The organism is Mesorhizobium sp. M0001, assembly GCF_040324255.1.
In the GTDB taxonomy this organism is placed as follows: Bacteria; Pseudomonadota; Alphaproteobacteria; order Rhizobiales; family Rhizobiaceae; genus Mesorhizobium.
In genome coordinates, this window is sequence record NZ_JAMYVS010000004.1 from 15,823 (window position 1) to 34,474 (window position 18,652).

The following is an 18,652-nucleotide window of genomic DNA, read 5'->3' on the forward strand; positions in this document are numbered from 1 at the left end:
GGAAATCCAATGCAGACCGCCATCCGTAAGATCGTGACTTATACCGAGAACACGCTGATCGAAGGCGGCAAGGCCACCCCCCGGCCGCTGCGCCTTATCGGCGTCGCCGCGGTGCTGACCAATCCCTGGGCCGGTCGCGGCTTCACCGACGATCTGTCGCCCCAAATCCGAGCCTGTGCGCCGGTGCTGGGGGAGATCCTGACCCGCGAGATCGTTGCCGTCGCCGGTTCCGGCGAGGCTATCGAGGGCTATGGCAAGGCCGCCATCTGCGGTACGTCGGGCGAGATCGAGCATGCGTCGGCGCTGATCCACACACTCCATTTCGGCAATCATTATCGGCGTGCCGTCGGCGCCAAGACCTATCTTGCCTTCACCAATCTGCGCGGCGGGCCAAACACGCCGATCATGATCCCGCTAATGGATAAGAATGACGAGGGACGGCGCTCGCATTACCTGACCGTGCATTTCCAGATCGGCGATGCGCCGGCGCCGGACGAACTGGTGGTCGCGCTTGGCGCTTCGATCGGCGGTCGCCCGCATCACCGCATCGGCGACCGCTATCAGGACCTCAAGGAGCTTGGGGACGTGCATGGCTGATGCTTCCGCATGGGCTCGACAGGGCACGGCGCCCGACGGCACCGGCTTCATCCGGGCCGGTGTCGGTGCCCCAGTGCTGTTCATCCATGGTGTCGGCATGAACGCTGCGATCTGGCAGCCGCAGCTCGAGCGCATGGCTGGCCGCTTCGACGCGATCGCCATCGACATGCTCGGCCATGGTCAGTCGCCGCTGCCACCGCAAGATCCGGAACTGGCCGATTATGCCGACCAAGCCATTCGCCTCCTCGACCATCTCGGCCTCGACAAGGTATCCGTCGTCGGCCACTCGATGGGTGCACTCGTTGCTCAGGAACTCGCGCTGCGCGCACCGGAGCGCGTCCGCCGCATCGTTTCACTGAATGCCGTGTTCCGGCGTACACCTGAACTGGCCGAAGCCGTTCGCCAGCGCGCGGTGGCGCTCAACGGCCGCAGCGATACGGCCGGCACGGCACGGACCATCGCCCGCTGGTTCGGCGATCCGGTGCCGGTCGAGTTGGAAGCGGCAGCGCAGAAGACGGCATCCGCACTGAGCGCGGTCGACCCGGAAGGCTATGCCCGCACCTATCGCCTGTTCACTCGTGCCGACGGCGATCATGCTGATCGCCTGCCGACGCTGGCCGTGCCGGCCCTGTTCATGACCGGCTCCGAGGACAGGAACTCTTCACCGGCAATGTCAGCCGCGATGGCACGCCTGGCGCCGCATGGCCGCTGCACGGTACTGCCGGGTGAGAAGCACATGATGGCGGTCGCGGCACCGGACCTCACCACGCGCTGCATCGTTGACTTCCTCACCGAGGACGAAGCGACCGAACAAGACGGCCCTGCGCAAGCGAATACCGGGTTCGACAGCGGCGAATTCCGCCGTGCGCTTGGCTCCTTCCTCACCGGCGTCACCATCGTCACCACGATCGGCCCCGAAGGCGAGCCGCGCGGCTTCACCGCCAACTCCTTCACCTCGGTCTCGCTCGATCCGCCGCTGGTGCTGGTCTGCATCGCACACAAGGCGCTTGGCCATCCCGTCTTCGCGACATCGAAGAGCTTCGCCATCAACGTTCTCAACGAGGGTCAAAAGGCAGCGTCCGGCATCTTCGCCTCGAAAGTGGCCGACAAGTTCGCCGCCGTTGCCTGGCGGCCGGGACGGACCGGCAGCCCTGTGCTGGACGGCTCCGTCGCGTCCTTCGACTGTGACATGGAGCGACTGGTCGAGGCCGGCGATCATTCGATCCTCATTGGGCGCGTCCGCGATTTCCAGCACAATTCCTCGCAGCCGCTCGGCTATTGCCGCGGCGCCTATGTCGCACCCGGCCTCAGCCAGGACGCGCTCGCCGCAACCCAACCCGGCACCGATGTTGGCGCCATCCTCGAAAATGGCGGCCGGATCCTGTTCGTGGAAACCGCGGACGGTTTTGAACTGCCGCGTGGCCGGGGATTGGGCTCGGCGGGCGATGGCAATAGCCTCCGAGGGTTGCTTGTGGCAAAGGCCATTGAGGCTCAGCTCGGCTTCCTTTTCGCCGTCTGGGACGATGCCGGAACTGTTTCACGCACGCATGTCTACTATCGCGGCACGTTCGACGTGCCCGCTTCCAGCGATCGCGGCATCCGGCTGATCGAGATCGACGCGATCGAAGGATTGAAGATCGCCGATCCGGCCATCCGCTCGATGCTCGCGCGCTATGTCAGGGAATGCTCGGTGGATGCATTCGGTGTCTATGTCGGCAACAATGTCGAAGGCGAGGTCCGGCCGCTCGCCAGCGCCGGCGCTTCCGCCGTCAATACAGGTGACCAGCGATGAAATTCTCGCTCTTCGTGCACATGGAACGATCGGACCTGGCCAAGCCGCATTCCGAGCTTGTGACCGAGCTAGAAGAACTGGTCCTGCTGGCCGAGCAGGCAGGGTTCGAGACCGCCTGGATCGGCGAGCATCACGGCATGGAATTCACCATCTCGCCGAACCCCTTCATCAACATCGCCTATCTCGCCGCCAAGACCAGCCGCATCCGCCTCGGTACCGGAACCGTGATCGCGCCCTTCTGGCACCCGATCAAGCTTGCCGGCGAAGCCGCGATGGCCGACGTAATCAGCGGCGGCCGGCTCGACATCGGCATCGCGCGCGGCGCCTACAGCTATGAATATCAGCGCATCTTTCCAGGCCTCGACGCCTGGGGGGCCGGCCAGCGCATGCGCGAGATCATACCGGCGATCCGCGGCCTCTGGGACGGCGACTTCGAACTCTCCGGCGAGTTCTGGCAATTCCCGGCCACCACCTCCTCGCCCAAGCCGCTGCAGAAACCCTACCCGCCGATCTGGGTGGCGGCCCGCGACCCGAATTCGCATGATTTCGCCGTCGCCAATGGCTGCAAGGTCCAGGTGACGCCGCTGGCTTCCGGCGATCACGAGGTGACCAGCCTGATGCAGCGCTTTAACGGCGCCTGCACCGCGCATCCCGAGATCGAAAGACCGGAAATCATGCTTTTGATGCACACCTTCGTCGCCGAAGACGCGACCGATGCCGATCGCCTCACCCAGGACCTGTCGACTTTCTACTGCCAGTTCGGCGCCTGGTTCCAGAACAAGAAGCCGGTGCATCAAGGCATATTGGAGCCGCTGACGGCGGATGAGATCGCCGCCATGCCGCAATACGCGCCGGACAAGATCAGGCAGAACCTGGTAATTGGCGAGGCTGATGAGGTCATCGCCCGGCTGAAGGCTTATGAGGCGCTCGGCTACGACCAGTATTCGATCTGGATCGACAGCGGCCTTTCGCACCAGCGCAAGATGAAATCGCTGCAATTGTTCATCGACCGGGTGATGCCGGCCTTCCTCTGATCGCGAGCCCATGACCGACGCTGTTTTCAGGAACTTCATCGACGGCCGCTTCGACGAGCCGTCCGCCACGTTCGACAGCGTCGACCCATCGGCCGGGACGGCCTGGGCCAGGATGCCGGCGGCGAGCGAAGCCGATGTCGACCGTGCCGTCGGGGCGGCGCACCGCGCACTGCGCTCAGACCTATGGCGAAGGATGACTGCGACAGCGCGTGGAAAACTGCTGGTCAAGCTCGGCGACCTCGTCGCCGCCAATGTCGGGCGCCTTGCAGAACTCGAGACGCGCGACACCGGCAAGATCATCCGCGAAACCCGCGCCCAGATCGCCTATGTCGGCGACTACTACCGCTATTATGGCGGGCTTGCCGACAAGCATGAAGGCACGCATGTGCCTGTTGACAAGGCGGATCTCGACGTCACCATACGCAGCGAACCGATCGGCGTCGTTGCCGCGGTGGTGCCGTGGAATTCGCAGCTCTTCCTCTCGGCCGTCAAGCTCGGCCCGGCGCTCGCCGCCGGCTGCACCATCGTGCTCAAGGCCTCCGAAGATGGGCCGGCGCCGCTGCTTGCCTTTGCCGAATTGGTTCATGAGGCCGGCTTTCCAGCCGGTGTCGTCAACATCCTCACCGGCTTTGGCCATGATTGCGGCCGGCGCCTGACCAGCCATCCGCTGGTTTCGCGCGTCGCCTTCACCGGCGGTCCGTCGACGGCGCGCGCCGTCGTCAGGAACACGGCGGAAAACCTTGCCTACACCACGCTCGAACTCGGTGGCAAAAGCCCGGTCGTCGTCTTTGCCGACGCCGACCTCGACAGTGCCGCCAATGCGGTGGTCGCCGGCATTTTCGCGGCGACCGGCCAGAGCTGCGTCGCCGGCTCGCGGCTGCTGGTTGAACGTTCGGTGAAGGATGAATTCCTCGCTCGCCTGAAGCGCAAGGCCGAGGCGATTCGCATCGGCGATCCGCAGGATCCGGCGACCGAAATGGGTCCGCTCGCCACGCTGCGGCAGCGCGACTGGATCGAGAAGGTTGTCGCGGAAAGCCTCACCGCGGGCGGCATGCTGGTCACCGGTGGAACACGGCCAGTCGGCAGCGGCTTCTACTACGCACCGACCATCATCGATGCCGGCGGCAGCGACCTGCCCTGCGTGCGGGAGGAATTGTTCGGACCGGTGCTCAGCGTGCTTGCCTTCGACAGCGAAGCGCAGGCGCTGGCACTCGCCAATGACACTCCGTTCGGCCTGGCTTCCGGCGTGTTCACCAGCAATCTCGGCAAGGCGCATCGCATGGCGCGCGACATCCATGCCGGCGTTGTCTGGGTCAACACCTATCGCGCCGTATCGCCGCTCGTTCCGTTCGGCGGCTACGGTCTGTCGGGCCTCGGCCGCGAAGGCGGTCTCGACGCCATCAGAGACTACACGCGCTCGAAATCCGTATGGATCAACACCTCGGACGAGCCGATCCCCGATCCCTTCGTCATGCGCTGAGTTGCGCAGGGCGCAGGTGCACTGAGAAAAACAAGAACAGACCAACAGAGGAGAATGACAATGAAATTGATTTTGACCGGCCTGCTGGCCGGACTGCTCGCGGCGACAGCCGCCAAGGCCGATGAGATGGCGTTCACCAGCTGGGGCGGCACCACGCAGGAGGCGCAGACCAAGTCCTGGGCCGCCCCCTTCGAGGCCAGCTCCAGCATCAAGGTTTTGCAGGATGGACCGACCGACTACGGCAAGCTCAAGGCCATGGTCGACGCCGGCAACGTCACCTGGGATGTCGTCGACGTGGAGATGGATTTCGCCATCAAGGCCGCCAAGGACGGACTGCTCGAGCCGATCGACTATGCGGTCGTGCCCAAGACCGATCTCGACCCGCGCTTCAGCAATGAGCATGCCGTCGGCAGCTTCTACTATTCCTTCGTGCTCGCCTGGAACAAGGGCGCGGTCGCGAGCGAACCGGCCGGCTGGGCCGACATGTTCGACACCAAGAAGTTTCCCGGCAAGCGGACCTTCTACAAATGGTCGGCGCCGGGCGTGATCGAGATCGCTCTGCTGGCCGACGGCGTGCCGGCGGACAAGCTCTATCCGCTCGACCTCGCCCGTGCCTTCAAGAAGCTCGACACCATCAAGTCCGACATCGTCTGGTGGGGCGGCGGCGCCGAGTCGCAGCAGTTGATCGCCTCCGGCGAGGCCGCCTTCGGGCAATTGTGGAACGGGCGCGTCTTCGCCCTTCAGCAGGACGGCACCGATGTCGGCGTCTCCTGGAACCAGAACCTCACCGCCGCCGACGTGCTCGTCGTGCCGAAGGGTACCAAGAACAAGGCCAGCGCGATGAAGTTCCTTGCCGCCGCCACCAGCCCGACCGGCCAAGCGAAATTCGCCGAAGCAAGCGGCTATGCGCCCATCAACACCAAGGCCAAGGCGGAGATGCCGGCCGATTCCGTCAAGGCCCTGCCAGATGCCCATGTCGAGGGCCAGATCAACCTGGACATGAACTACTGGGCCGAGCATCGCGACGAGATCGCGACGCGCTGGTATGCCTGGCAGACCAAGTAACACCGTTGCAGACCGACGGGGCGCGGCTTGCGCGCCCCGTTTCGAGACAGGACCGCTCGATGCAAGGAAATTCTCCTAGACGCGGCTCGATCGTCGGCCTGCCGACCGGCAGTGGCAGCGCCTTGCCGGCCCTGTTCCTGGTCGGGCTGTTCTTTATCGTGCCGGTGGTCGCCCTGCTGCTGCGCAGCGTCACCGATCCCGAACCGGGCTTACAGAACTACGCGGCGCTGTTCGGCAGCGGCACCTATGTGCGGGTGTTCCTCAACACCTTTCTGGTTGCATCGGTCGTAACCGCCGTCACCATCCTGGTGGCGTTCCCCGTCGCCTGGATGCTGGCGATCATGCCGCCCGCCCTGGGCTCGATCGTCTTCGGCATCATCATCCTGTCTATGTGGACGAACCTTCTTACCCGCACCTATGCGTGGATGGTGCTGCTGCAGCGCACCGGTGTCATTAACCGGGCACTGATGGGCCTGGGCATCATTCACGAACCGCTGCCGCTCATCAACAATCTGGCCGGCGTCACCATCGGCATGGTCTACATCATGCTGCCCTTCATGATCCTGCCGCTGGTCGGCACACTGAGGTCGATAGACCCGATGACGCTGCGCGCGGCAGCCCTTTGCGGCGCAAGCGCGTTCGAGGCCTTCCGCCGCATCCTCTTGCCGCTGTCGCTTCCCGGCGTCGCTGCTGGCGGCCTGATGGTCTTCGTCATGTCGCTTGGCTACTTCGTCACCCCGGCCCTGCTCGGTGGCACATCGAACATGATGCTGGCCGAGATGATCGCCCAGACGGTGCAGTCGCTGCTCAACTGGGGGCTCGGCAGTGCGGCCGCCTTTGTCCTGCTTGCCGTCACCATGGCGCTCTACGCGATCCAGTTTCGCCTGGTTGGGGCCAGGCGCGCCGGGGGAGGGACCTGACATGCTGCTCGACTATGAACGGCTCGGATGGCTGCGGATGGTGCTTGGCGGCTTCACGGCGGCCGTCACGGCTTTCCTGCTGCTGCCGGTGGTCTTCATCGTGCTCCTGTCATTCGGCTCGTCGCGCTGGCTGGCCTTTCCGCCACCCGGCTGGACGCTGAAATGGTATCAGCAATTACTGGGCGACCCGACCTGGATCGATGCCGCTCTGACCAGTGCCCGAATTGCCGCCATGGCCGCTATCCTCGCCGTCATCATCGGCCTGTTCGCCTCCTTCAGCCTGGTCAGGGGTGAGTTTCGCGGACGCCAGGTCCTGCGCGGCTTGCTGTTGACGCCGATGGTGCTGCCGGTGGTCGTTTTCGCCATCGCCATCTACGCCTTCTTCCTGCGCATCGGCCTTGCCGGCACCACGGTCGGCTTCGTCATCGCCCACACCATCTTGGCGCTGCCTTTCGCCATCATTCCGATCACGGCCGCGCTCGAGGGTTTTGACAAATCCATCGAGGACGCGGCCATCGTCTGCGGCGCCAGCCCGCTGCAGGCGAGGCTTAGGATCACCTTGCCGTCGATCAGGATCGGCATCTTCTCGGCGGCGATCTTCTCTTTCCTGGCCTCATGGGACGAGGTCGTGGTGGCGATCTTCATGGCGAGCCCGAGCTTGCAAACCTTGCCGGTGAAAATCTGGGGCAGCCTGCGCGCCGACCTCAGCCCGGTCGTCGCCGCCGCCTCCAGCCTGCTTGTCGGCTTGACCTTGTGCCTGATGATCGTGACCGCACTCCTTCGCAGAAAATTGACCAGATGATCCCTCCCTTCCTGTCCATACGCGCAGTAAGAAAGACGTTCGGTGCCTTCGTCGCCGTCCACGACGTCACCGTCGATGTGCCCAAGGGCGAGTTCCTGACGTTCCTCGGCCCGTCGGGCTCCGGCAAGTCGACCACGCTGTACGCCATCGCCGGTTTCCAGGATCCGAGCTCGGGCGATGTGCTCCTGGAGGACAGATCGCTGCTTTCGGTGCCGTCGCACAAGCGCAACATCGGCATGGTGTTCCAGCGCTACACCCTTTTTCCGCATCTGAGCGTCGCCGAGAACGTCGCCTTTCCGCTGCGCGTGCGCCGCCGGCCCGACGGTGAGGTCAAGCGCAAGGTTGCCGACATGCTGGCGCTGGTGCGCCTCGAAAACTTCGCCGACCGCCATCCGGGCGCGCTGTCTGGCGGCCAGCAGCAGCGCGTGGCGCTTGCACGCGCGCTGGCCTACGACCCACCGATCCTCTTGATGGACGAACCGCTGTCGGCACTCGACAAGAAGTTGCGCCAGGAGATCCAGGCCGAGATCCGCCGCATCCACCGCGAGACAGGCGTCACGATCCTCTATGTCACGCATGACCAGGAGGAGGCGCTGCATCTTTCGGATCGCATCGCTCTGTTCAGGGAAGGCCGTATCGAACAGATCGGCACCGGTGAGGATCTTTACCTCCGGCCGGCGAGCGAGTTTGTCGCCGGCTTCATCGGCAACTCGAATTTCCTGCCGGCCGAGCATCTGCTAACCGCAGGTGGCGCGTCGACGGTCCGCCTGGCCGACGGCTCGATCGTGACCGGCGTAAAGACGACAACATCCTTTGGTCAAGGTCAAAAGGTGCGCCTGATGGTACGCCCCGAAGCCTTCCGCCTGACGCCCGGGCCAGCGAGCGCAGCACTCGGCGTCGAGATCGTCGATACCGCCTTCTTCGGCGACCGCCGGCGCATCGTGGCGCGCACGGCGGCCGGAGAAGATATCGACGTCAGGCCAACCTCCGATGCAGAGGAAGCGGACAGCGCCATCGCACCGGGTCAACGCATTTTCTTCGATCCTGCCTCGGCATTCCTGTTCCCTGGCTAGGGCTTGGATTGCGCCCTGTCAGGTCGATTCCATTGCGGCATGAAAGTCCGCTTGTGAAAATTCGTGCTTAGAAGCTGACAGTCCCCTTTCGGCCCCTTTTCAGTCGTTCAATGTCACCTGTGCGGATGGCCGCACCTAGTGCAAAAAGCAAGCGGGACGTCGGCGATGAGATTTAGACGATCGCTCGAAGCTGCGCGTTGTTCGCTATTGCCGTTTGGCCAAGCGCACGCCAGCGCCACCGCCGTTTTCCGAAATGAACTCGATGCCCGCCCTTTCCAGGGCACCACGGATCGCATTCCGATTTGCTATTGTGATTGGAGGGACGCCATCCGCAGCTTCTGCGCGCCTAACTGTGGCTACTCCCACGCTCGCCGCATCGGCCAAATCTTCGGCACTCCAACGTATTAATCCTCGCGCTCCTCTGATCTGGGCGCCCATAATTTCTTTCATATCATCTAATTTCAAGTTGATCACTTATGGCTCATGTGATATGAAATAGCTCACATAGTTTTTCTGCTTCCAAAGTTTCATAGGAGCAGGGGCTCACATTTGGACTCGGCTGAGGACGTGCGTCGGGGAGTCATCCCAGCCTGACCACAACCAAGCTTCAGGAAACTCGGATCATGGCTGATTCCGACAATACCACGACTTTGCCTCTCGTCACCCGCCGGAGGGTAGTTGTGGCGGTTGCAGCTGCGAGAACCTGTCCTTCCGCCAACGGGACATTCAAGCCTGAGGATCTAAGAGCCGAACACCTTCACCCTTTTGACCTGCGGATAAGAATTCGACACCCGCCTTTATCAGGGCCGCCTCAATGGCCTGCAAAGTGCTGATCCGGGAATCTACCTTGCCGTTTTCCAACCGGGTCAGAGCGTTCAGCGACACGATTGCCTTGTCCGCAAGCTCCTGCTGCGACCAACCAAGCAAAGCTCGTGCGGCTCGAATCTGTCGTGGACTGACCATGAGGCCACAATCGGCAGGCAGATTTTCTTTGCCACCAATAGGGTCATTTTGCACCCCATAAGGTATATAAAATGGCGAGTCGACCTGCAGATCACATCGGTGCGGAGAGCCCGGCGCGTGGCGACAGACTCTCTGTCCGGCTGACTAATGGAGGATCGAAAGGCCTTGTTGAAACCGCAACGCTCAGTCCTCCTTCGGACGGGGCCGAAGCCGAAGATCGAAAGCGACCCGCATCCCGCCGATCAGCATGTCGCAGGCAGATTGCGACGGTTCGCGTCCAATCGGACGTATCGCAAGCCCAGCTTGCCCGATCCATCGGCATCAGTTTCCAGCAGCTGCAGAAATACGAGAACGCGCGCAATCGCGTGAGCGCGTCGATGCTCTACGAGATCGCCAGTTCGCTCGGCGTTCCTGTCGGCCGCTTCTTTGAAGGCCTGCCGGGAAACGATGAAACCCGCGTCGAGGCGCGGCCCCTGCCGGTCGATGAGCGCCTGGATTTCATTGCCAGCGCGGAGGGTCGGCGACTGATTGAAGGGCTAGTGAAACTTCCGCCGCGTGTGCGCGGTCGCGTCTCGTCCCTGATCGCGGCGTTAGGAGAAGAACTGGCCCAGCTAGACACAAAGGCAGATAGCGAGACGGGCGGCGAGTCCCCGCCGGCGGAATGCAAGACGGTGTGAGCGGTCGGTCGGGCCGTCAGCCGAATTTTCGTGCAGCGGGCAGGGCGATGCGGCCGCAAGTCGGGGACACTTCGATTTCGACGCCGAACGCCCGCGATCGGGTCGCGAATCCCTCGAGGATGTCTCGCGCCGCGCTTCCAGCGACGGCGACGGGTACCAATCTGCCCGTTGCTGATCCGAGAGACTGAGCTTTCGCGCCGATCACGACGGGCAGGAGGTCTATTCCTGCGAGGTTTCCGCTCCCATCATAGCGGCAGGCCGCGACGATGCTTTGCCAGACTTCCGGTGGATCCCATTCGGTTTCCTTCGGGTGGACGTGGAAAAGGAAATTTCCGAGGCCGTAGAAGATCGGCGAGCCATTGTAGATTTCCACTGCCTGCAGCACCGGAGCACCGTGGCTGACGAACAGGTTGGCGCCGGCGTCGATGCACATCCTGGCAAAGGCCTGCACCCAGCGCGGCACGTTCTGCCAACCTGGTTCCCAATGATGGTGGTGCAGATAGGCAATGACGAAATCGCCTTGTGCCGCGGCGTGCCGGATGGCGGACAGATGGATGGCTGCGCTCTGCTGGTCGACTTCGATGAGGCGGCCGAAATCGGCGGCTTGCGTGAACACGGTGCCGTAGAAATTGATCTCCTTGCCGGCTGCCACCTCTACCGGGTCCTCCGGTTGCGCATAGTTGGCCAGTTCAAACGGGGAGCTTTGCAAATGGGCGCCCAGCCTTGCCAGTCTGCTGAAATGTCCGTCCGGCACCCCCATCTTGCGAACGGTGCTCAGGCGATTGACGCCCGGCCGAGCCGGCCGGAAGGCCGTACGGTCTTCGGCATACATGTTGGTCGGGCCAGGGCCTGCATCCATCGCAAGAAGTGCGACCTCGCGCGCGCCCAGCTGGCGGCGGCCCGGTTTCCTCGCATCCGTCTCGTCGGCCCCGATGCCGGCATGGAGGAAGCCCCGCGCTTCCACCTCCTCCAGCGTCGACAGGATGCCGCCAACGCCGAGATCGAAGGCGTGGTTGTTTGCGAGCGCAAGCGCGTTGAAACCGTTCGCCTGCAATGCGTCGAGCACTTCAGCCCTGGAATATCCGAAGTATTTGCCCTTGGTCGGCCACCCGCCGTGCTTGCCCAGGATCGTCGACTCGAAGTTGGTGAAGACGACGTCGCCTTGTCGCAGGAAGTCCGTAACCGCGATGAAGCGTTCGTCTTTGATGTCACGGATATCGTGCTTGATCAGGGATTGGCCGGTAACGACCGCGCAGAACTGGTCTTTCATGGGGCTCGCCTTGAAGGAGGGGAGGGCGCTGGCATTCCGGCCGGCGCCACGTCAATGTCGAAGTCGGTTGCTGCCTATTGCGCGACTGCAGGCGAGATATCGCTTTTGAACCATTTCAGGCTCAGCGCCTTGATCGTCCCATCCTTGGTGGCCGCGTCGATGGCCGCGTTGAACCTGGCGAGCAACTCCGTATCGTCTTTGCGCAGACCTGCGCCGACGCCCGGCCCCCAGAGCCCGCCATTCAGTTCAGGGCCGAAAAACACCACATCCGAGCCGGAAGGCGTCTCCAGAAAATCTCGCCACGTGAAATAGTCGGCCAGACCGCCGTCGATGCGACCTGCAGCAAGATCGAGCTTCATGTTGTCCTGGCTGTCATAACTGCGGATGGTCACGACATCGCCCAGCATTTCCTTCACCACTGCTTCCGAATTCGACGAGCGCAGGGCCCCGATCGCCCTGCCGGCGAGTGTCGATCTGAGGCGCTCGATGGTCGCCTTTTCCTTGTCGCCGATGGTCGAAAGGTTGACCTTCTGCTTGATGTCGCCGGCGTCGAGGCCCAGGTCCTTGCGCACAACGAACTGGTTGAAGCCGGTGGCGTAGGGGATCGAGAACGCGATCGACTGCTTGCGTTTTTCCGTGATCGCCATGCCGGACATGATGACGTCGAACTTGCCGACAAGCAGTGCCGGGATGATCCCGTCCCAATCCTGCGGGACGAAGGTACATTTGATCTCGATGCGACGGCACAGTTCCAGTCCGACATCGATATCGTAGCCATAGAGTTGACCGTTCGCGTCGGTGCTGTCCCAGGGAGGCGAGGCGCCTTCGGAGGCGATCGATATGACGCGCGCGCTTTCGGCGCCAGCGGGGAATGCCGACATCAGGGATGCGACAGAAACAGCAATAGCCAGGGGTATGCGCATGATGCACCTCTTCTTTGGTTTGTGATGGAGGGAGCCCAGAACCTGCGGCGTCAGGGCAGGGGCGTCGTGATCTCTGGATCAGGTAGGGCGGGGCGCAATCGCGCCTTTCGTCGACGCACCGGATGGCCGTCGCCCGAGAGCCATCGCTCCAGCAACTGGATCGCTTTCACCGCGATCGAGGTGAGCGATAGGTAGATCGCTCCGGCGACGACGAAGATCTCGTACGGCGCGAACGTGGTCGACACCATCTGTCTCGCCATCCCGGTGATCTCGAGAAGCGTCACGGTGCTGGCCAGGGACGAGCCCTTGATCATCCCGACGATCTCGTTGCCGTAGGCCGGGAGCGATATCCTGAAAGCGATCGGGAAGGTGACCAGGCGAGCGATCTGGAAGCGTTTCAAGCCCAGAGACGTGGCCGCCTCGGTGACACCCTTAGGCACGGACTGGAGACCACGGCACAGGATTTCGGTGGTGTGTGCCGCGCTGTTCAGCGAAAATGTCAGAAGGGCGCACCAAAAGGGGTCGCGCAGGATCACCCAGAAGATGCTGGCCCGCACCGCCTCGATCTGAGCGAGGCCGTAATAGAGCAGGAAGAGCTGAACAAGCATCGGCGTTCCGCGGATCACATAGGTGTATGAGAGCACTGCGAGCGAGAGGCCGGGGCGTCCGAAAGCGCGCATGAAGGCCAGCGGCACGGACAGAAGAAATCCGGCCGTCAGCGACAACACCGTCAGGATCAATGTAAGACCGATGCCCGAGGGCAAGACAACCAGTGCGTCAAATATCAAGCCGAGGTTCATGGGCCTTCCCTCCTACCGGCCGAGAGCCGGATAGCGCCGCTCAGTCAGCCGGATCGACAGCAACGTGACGGTGGTCAGCGACAGATAGAGAGCGGAGGCCGCAAGGTAGAAGGTCAATGGTGCGCGCAAGGATCCGGCCCCCACATACGCAACGCGCATGATGTCGGTCAGGCCGACGATCGAAACCAGTGCGGTATCCTTGAAGAGCGAAATCCAGAGATTGCCATAGGCAGGCAGCGCCAGCCGCAGCATCTGCGGACCGATGACGAACATCCAGCGCTGCCAGGCGTTCAGCCCAAGCGACTTTGCCGCTTCGGTTTGGCCCGCTGGCACTGCCGCAATCGCGCCGCGAAACACTTCGGTCGCATAACCGCTGAAAATGACCGAGAGCGCGATAACCCCTGCGGTGAATGCGTTCACCTCGACATACCGGCCGGCGATCTTGCTGGCGAGCGTGGTTCCGCCGAAGTAGATGAGCAGGATAACGAGAAGTTCTGGTACACCACGGACGACTGTGGTGTAGGCGGCCACGACCGCGTTGAGGCGCGGCTTTGCCGTGCCCTTCGAAATCGCCAAAAACAGCCCGAATGCCGTACCCAGGCAGCCGCTGACAAGAGCCAGGCTTATGGTCACGGTAAGTGCGACAACAAACTGAGTAGTAAAACCACCCATGGGGCGCTTTCCTCGGCTCGCAATTGCCGCAGGATACGCCGGTCTTTATTGCCGAGACCAAGCCATATAACCCAAGGTTGCGAGTTGTTATATTTCTAATGTGCAGTTAATTTGAGATACTGGCCAATTCTAGCGCTTAAAATTACACACTCAATCTATAACTTTTATTATTTGATCTATAACGCGTCGTTATATACTGAGGCAGTTCGTTGCTCCCCAGGTTGGCGTTGTCTGCCGCCGGGTGGTTATCAGGGAAAGGCGCGCAGGGAATGGAGTTGTTGCAGAGCGACCTCAAGCTCCGTCAGCTGAAGGTCTTCCGGGAAGTGTTGCGGGCCGGTTCGACTAGGCGGGCGGCGGCTGCGCTCGGGATAAGCCAGCCGGCCGTCAGTCAACATGTGAAGCAGCTTGAGACCACGCTCGGCATCACACTCTTCAAGAGATCAGCCAACCGCATCGTCCCCTTGCAGGAAGCCTGGGAACTCCTGCGAAACGTAGAACTGGCCCTGACGTCGCTGGATCGCCTGGACGCGTCGATCTTCGCTATGAAGAACGAGGAAAAGCAGCGGATTGCGATTGCCGCGCCCTCTGTTTTCGGTTTCGTGACCTTGCCCAAGGTCGTGGCGATTATCCGCTCAAAGACCGCTTCGAATGTCCGGTCGATTTCTGGAAGCTACGAGCAGATCGGCGAACACATCCTGGCCGGCCGCGCCGATCTTGGAATTTCGAGACTGCCTCTGGATCCAGGCTTGTTTGAATGGGCGCCGCTTGGGTCGGCACGAAACGTATGCATTTTTCATCCCGACCACCGCTTTTCAAAACAGACCTGTATCGAGGCGCAAGACCTGGCAGGCGAAACGATCGTCGATATCGATCCCCAGTTTGCCGCCCACCAGATGAACTTCAATGCCTTGCGCTTCGCCGGCGTTGAGCCGGACATACTGGTGGAATTCGATTGCAACGGTCACGAAGCCGGATACGTTTCGGCTGGCCTGGGCATTTCGATCACAAACGAGATCATCGCACGTGAGTACGCGGCGTTTCAGCTGGGAGTAAGGCCAGTGGAACCGTCCGCGCTCTATCACTACGTGGCGATTTGGCAGAGGGGAAGGACCTTTTCCAACGCCTTGAATGTATCGCTCGAGGCGATAATCACAGCGTTTTCGAAGACGCCGACGAGAGAGCAACAGTTTCTCCAGACGTCGTCCTAGCCGGCCATGGTTTATTTCGGTTGGGACGTGCCGCATAAGGCCCAACCGGGAGGCTTTCTGCGAAGTGGCGCGAATGGCTAGCCTGAACGGCCAAACTGATAGCGAGCGCTCCGCGAACGGCTGGATCGACGGCCCCTATCCGGCGCAGATGGTGCCGTTGGCCGTTCCCGAAGCGGTGCAGGAATTGGTGGCTTCCAGTCTAGAAGTCCAGTCTCGCCCAATGGGCGGCCCTACGCCGCCTTAAGCGCAGGCAATTGCGGGATTACGCTCACCAGGCAGGGTGCTGGTCTGGACTGGCACTGGCAATCCGAAAAGCGGACAGACCTCCCAGAGCGCCGGCAGCTTGTTGCAGAGCTTGCGCGCTCCACGCCGTCCTTTCATGGCGCGGCGAAGTTTCTGTGTCGCGCTCGCAGGGCACCAACTCGCCGCTCCCTGGATCCTTGGGGAGCGACGAGCGCGGGTTGCTACCGAACCTTCCGCCGTCGTTGAACTATGCTGGATGAGTCCAGCTACTCCAGATCGATTGCCCGCCGGCTCATGCTGGCGGGCTTTTTGCGTCAGCCGGGAACATTCCCGCTCCAAGGCAGTTCGGTCACACCCGGCTCGTTCTTCAGCGGTCCGGCCGGTGACCAAGATGCGTCCCTCACTCGTCATGGTCGGCCCGCGCAGCCTCGGAAGCCGGCGCGGGCCATCCATCACAAAGCCCGCTGATCCGACCGACGGGCTTCTTCAGTTTCACCACGCAAAGAAAGGCCCGGTCGTGAACTGACCCCATCGAAGTTGGACGGTTCATTGAGTTGGTAGGTTTAATGGCTGGTTCCTGTATTGCACAGGGGCAAGCCCTTTCAAGCCCAGATTCCAATTTCCGGAACCATTCAGCGCCATGGATACACGCTCTGCGGGGTGGCTGATCAAGAGCCGATCTGCCCTCACATCATACTTGACGCATCCTCCCTGGGGGGATACCGGTGGGCATGTCCGAAGGCATCCATAGTTCTCATCCGGCTATCGTGAAGCGCTTAAAGCGCGCACAGGGGCATCTTGCATCCGTGCTTGGCATGTTCGAGGCGCAGCGATCCTGCCTGGACCTGGCGCAGCAACTCCATGCAGTGGAGAGCGCCATCAGCAGCGCAAAGCGAGAACTGATCCACGATCATATCGAACATTGTCTGATCGACACGGAAGCGGGAGGCAACTCGCTGGCAGAGCTCAAGCAACTGGCGAAATACCTATGACCAGTATCGGCGCACGCGTCTTGGATTGGTTCGGCTTCGGGTCACATGATCATGACGCGCATGCTCATGACGATGGCTCGCACGGCCATACGCACGGGGTCATCGACGCAACGATTGCAACCACTGACCGCGGCATCTGGGCCGTCAAATGGTCGTTCGTCATCTTGGCCATGACGGCGGCATTGCAGATGGCCGTGGTGTTGGTGTCACGCAGCGTGGCGCTGTTGGCCGATACGATCCACAACATAGGCGACACCACAACCGCCATTCCGCTCTGGATCGCATTCATGCTGGCACGACGCAAGCCGTCACGGACCTTCAGCTACGGCCTTGGCAGGGTAGAGGATCTGGCCGGTATCATTATCGTGCTGATCATTCTGTTCAGCGCCATCGTCGCCGGGTACCAGGCTATCGAGCGCCTGGTCAGTCCGCAGGCAGTGACTCATCTCGGTTGGCTGACCGCGGCGGGCATTGTCGGCTTCCTCGGGAATGAGGCCGTCGCGGTGTTTCGCATCCGTATCGGCAGGGAAATCAACAGTGCGGCGCTCGTCGCCGACGGCTACCATGCCCGCACCGACGGGCTTACCAGCCTTGCAGTGGTCATCGGCGCCATGGGCGTCTGGCTCGGATTTCCACTGGCCGACCCGATCATCGGGCTTCTCATCACGGTCGCTATATTCGGTATCGTCTGGCAATCGGCGCGCTCAGTGCTCACCCGCATGCTCGACGGCGTCGAGCCGGGCGTGATGGCCGAAATTCAGCATGCCGCTGCGCATGTGCAGGGTGCTCGCGTTGTCGACGCCAAGGCCCGCTGGATTGGCCACAAGTTGCATGCCGACATCGCTATTGCAGCCGACGGAACCTTGCCTCTCTCAGAGGCAAACAAGATCACGGCGGCGCTGGAGAACGAACTGTTCGAACACATGCCGGCGCTCGCAGCTGCCAACATCCGGTTTTCGACCGACCAAGGTGAGCACGAGCATCCGCACTCTCATGATCAGGGCGAACATCACGGCCACCAGCACTGACAACTGCCGGAAACCACTCGCTTTTGCCGGTCTCGGCTGATGTTCCAGGCGCTTGTCGAATTTCAGCGCTCCATATACCTGGCGCTCGCAGATCAGATAAAGCTGCTGTCAGTTGGCGGTGATTGGCTTGCGTTCCTTGCCTTTCTGCCGATGGGCCTCCTGTTCGGTGCGGCACATGCTCTGACGCCCGGCCACAGTAAGGCTGTCTTGGCGACTTACCTTGCAGGTTCGGATGCGAAGGTTTCGCGCGGCCTCCTGGTGTCGATTACGCTGTCCTTCACTCACGTGGCGACAGCGGTGCTGATCGCCGTATTCTCCCTGCCGCTCGTCTCGATTGCATTGGGCAGCGTTGGACGCGCACCACTGCTTGAGGGTGTGAGTCGCGGTCTGCTCGGGCTGATCGGCGTCTGGATGCTTTGGCGTTCGGTGAGCCACGGCCACCATCACAAGCATGAGGGCGAGGCCGTTGGAGTCATGGCCGGTTTGATTCCGTGCCCGCTGACCCTTTTTGTCATGACCTTCGCGATTTCCAGAGGGGTGCCGGGAGCTGGAATTCTGTTCGCAATCACCATGATGGTGGGCGTGGCCCTAACGCTGTCCAGCGTGGCGGTACTGTCGATCTTGTTTCGGGAGCGCCTGGTGCATTTTTTCGACAGCAGGCCACGGCTGTTCGATACCATATCGCGAGCAATCGAAGGCGCAGCGGGCCTTGCCCTCGCCAGCGTAGCGGTCTGGCAACTTACAGCCGGATAGAGCCACAGCTGTCCACAGACCCTCTCCTTTCTTAGGAAAAGGCGAAGAGAAGCTGCGGCACGCAAGGCTGCTGGATTTCCGGGAGGATGATGCAAATGGCCATGCCTAAGAAAGATCAGGAACGCGCCACCTACGCCTGGATGTACGGCGCCTAAGCGCGCAAGGATGGCAAGGAGCGTGAGGTGCCAGCTTACTGGCAGGAACATGCCGACGCGTGGCTGCAGGGCTTTGACGGTGTGGCGATGGACGGTTTTGGCAAGACCAAGACCGTCAACGACGAGACATGGAAGCCGAGGTCGACGAAGCTGCCGTCGAGCGCCCCGACGAATAGCCATTTTGCCGTATGCCGTATGGTCGTTT

19 protein-coding genes are annotated in these 18,652 nt (G+C 62.0%); 13 read left to right on the forward strand and 6 right to left on the reverse strand.

Translation table 11 applies throughout. The features are described from left to right. The first annotated feature begins 9 nt into the window (after positions 1-9). Genes NKK50_RS12820 through NKK50_RS12855 form a run of 8 tightly spaced genes read left to right on the forward strand, consistent with a single transcriptional unit; the run spans position 10 to position 8,763 of the window. Positions 10-597 (forward strand): amino acid synthesis family protein, encoded by a 588-nt coding sequence (locus NKK50_RS12820; protein ID WP_023716181.1) that lies wholly within the window; start codon positions 10-12, stop codon positions 595-597. After that, entirely contained in the window at positions 590-2,389 is a 1,800-nt protein-coding gene (locus NKK50_RS12825; RefSeq protein WP_023716180.1) for an alpha/beta fold hydrolase, read from the forward strand. Before NKK50_RS12820 ends, NKK50_RS12825 begins: the two co-directional genes overlap by 8 nt. Continuing rightward, entirely contained in the window at positions 2,386-3,423 is a 1,038-nt protein-coding gene (locus NKK50_RS12830) for an LLM class flavin-dependent oxidoreductase (protein WP_023697483.1), read from the forward strand. Before NKK50_RS12825 ends, NKK50_RS12830 begins: the two co-directional genes overlap by 4 nt. Before the next feature lie 10 nt (positions 3,424-3,433). After that, positions 3,434-4,903, forward strand: a complete 1,470-nt coding sequence (locus tag NKK50_RS12835; RefSeq protein ID WP_023825145.1) for an aldehyde dehydrogenase — start codon at positions 3,434-3,436, stop codon at positions 4,901-4,903. A 60-nt stretch (positions 4,904-4,963) separates the two neighbouring features. Beyond that, entirely contained in the window at positions 4,964-5,968 is a 1,005-nt protein-coding gene (locus tag NKK50_RS12840; RefSeq protein WP_023716178.1) for an ABC transporter substrate-binding protein, read from the forward strand. Positions 5,969-6,027: 59 nt separating this feature from the next. Further along, on the forward strand, positions 6,028-6,888 hold the full coding sequence (locus NKK50_RS12845) for an ABC transporter permease (protein WP_023829979.1): 861 nt from the start codon (positions 6,028-6,030) through the stop codon (positions 6,886-6,888). 1 nt (position 6,889) lies between these two features. Beyond that, complete coding sequence (locus NKK50_RS12850; protein ID WP_023716176.1) at positions 6,890-7,690, forward strand: ABC transporter permease; 801 nt, start codon at positions 6,890-6,892, stop codon at positions 7,688-7,690. After that, a complete protein-coding gene (locus tag NKK50_RS12855) occupies positions 7,687-8,763 on the forward strand; it encodes an ABC transporter ATP-binding protein (RefSeq protein ID WP_023716175.1) in 1,077 nt (358 codons plus the stop codon). The genes NKK50_RS12850 and NKK50_RS12855 overlap by 4 nt, the downstream gene beginning before the upstream one ends. Before the next feature lie 204 nt (positions 8,764-8,967). Here NKK50_RS12855 and NKK50_RS12860 read toward each other — a convergent pair whose 3' ends face one another. Next, a complete protein-coding gene (locus tag NKK50_RS12860; protein WP_023804518.1) occupies positions 8,968-9,213 on the reverse strand; it encodes a hypothetical protein in 246 nt (81 codons plus the stop codon). A gap of 276 nt (positions 9,214-9,489) precedes the next feature. Further along, a complete protein-coding gene (locus tag NKK50_RS12865) occupies positions 9,490-9,726 on the reverse strand; it encodes a helix-turn-helix domain-containing protein (protein WP_023716174.1) in 237 nt (78 codons plus the stop codon). Between the two features lie 71 nt (positions 9,727-9,797). On the opposite strand from NKK50_RS12865, the gene NKK50_RS31325 reads away from it, so the two are divergent. Next, the gene (locus NKK50_RS31325; protein ID WP_502896556.1) at positions 9,798-10,403 is read left to right on the forward strand and encodes a helix-turn-helix domain-containing protein; all 606 of its coding nucleotides are present in this window, start codon (positions 9,798-9,800) and stop codon (positions 10,401-10,403) included. Between the two features lie 16 nt (positions 10,404-10,419). On the opposite strand, the gene NKK50_RS12880 is transcribed toward NKK50_RS31325, so the two are convergent. The 4 genes from NKK50_RS12880 to NKK50_RS12895 form a co-directional block, all read right to left on the reverse strand. Beyond that, complete coding sequence (locus tag NKK50_RS12880) at positions 10,420-11,673, reverse strand: CapA family protein (protein ID WP_023731779.1); 1,254 nt, start codon at positions 11,671-11,673, stop codon at positions 10,420-10,422. 74 nt (positions 11,674-11,747) lie between these two features. Further along, positions 11,748-12,596, reverse strand: a complete 849-nt coding sequence (locus tag NKK50_RS12885) for a transporter substrate-binding domain-containing protein (RefSeq protein WP_023829978.1) — start codon at positions 12,594-12,596, stop codon at positions 11,748-11,750. Between the two features lie 50 nt (positions 12,597-12,646). Then, on the reverse strand, positions 12,647-13,396 hold the full coding sequence (locus NKK50_RS12890) for an ABC transporter permease (protein ID WP_023731781.1): 750 nt from the start codon (positions 13,394-13,396) through the stop codon (positions 12,647-12,649). Positions 13,397-13,408: 12 nt separating this feature from the next. Then, complete coding sequence (locus NKK50_RS12895) at positions 13,409-14,068, reverse strand: ABC transporter permease (RefSeq protein WP_023683618.1); 660 nt, start codon at positions 14,066-14,068, stop codon at positions 13,409-13,411. A gap of 269 nt (positions 14,069-14,337) precedes the next feature. Between NKK50_RS12895 and NKK50_RS12900 the strand changes: the two genes are divergently transcribed. From NKK50_RS12900 to NKK50_RS12915, 4 genes are all read left to right on the forward strand, one after another. Beyond that, positions 14,338-15,276: a LysR family transcriptional regulator gene (locus NKK50_RS12900; RefSeq protein WP_352462401.1), complete on the forward strand. Its 939-nt coding sequence runs from the start codon at positions 14,338-14,340 to the stop codon at positions 15,274-15,276. Between the two features lie 974 nt (positions 15,277-16,250). After that, the gene (locus NKK50_RS12905; RefSeq protein ID WP_023684828.1) at positions 16,251-16,511 is read left to right on the forward strand and encodes a metal-sensing transcriptional repressor; all 261 of its coding nucleotides are present in this window, start codon (positions 16,251-16,253) and stop codon (positions 16,509-16,511) included. Beyond that, positions 16,508-17,539 (forward strand): cation diffusion facilitator family transporter, encoded by a 1,032-nt coding sequence (locus NKK50_RS12910; RefSeq protein WP_023684829.1) that lies wholly within the window; start codon positions 16,508-16,510, stop codon positions 17,537-17,539. The genes NKK50_RS12905 and NKK50_RS12910 overlap by 4 nt, the downstream gene beginning before the upstream one ends. 39 nt (positions 17,540-17,578) lie before the next feature. Further along, positions 17,579-18,292, forward strand: coding sequence for a HoxN/HupN/NixA family nickel/cobalt transporter (locus NKK50_RS12915; protein WP_023684830.1), 714 nt, complete (start codon positions 17,579-17,581; stop codon positions 18,290-18,292). The last annotated feature ends 360 nt before the right edge of the window (positions 18,293-18,652 follow it).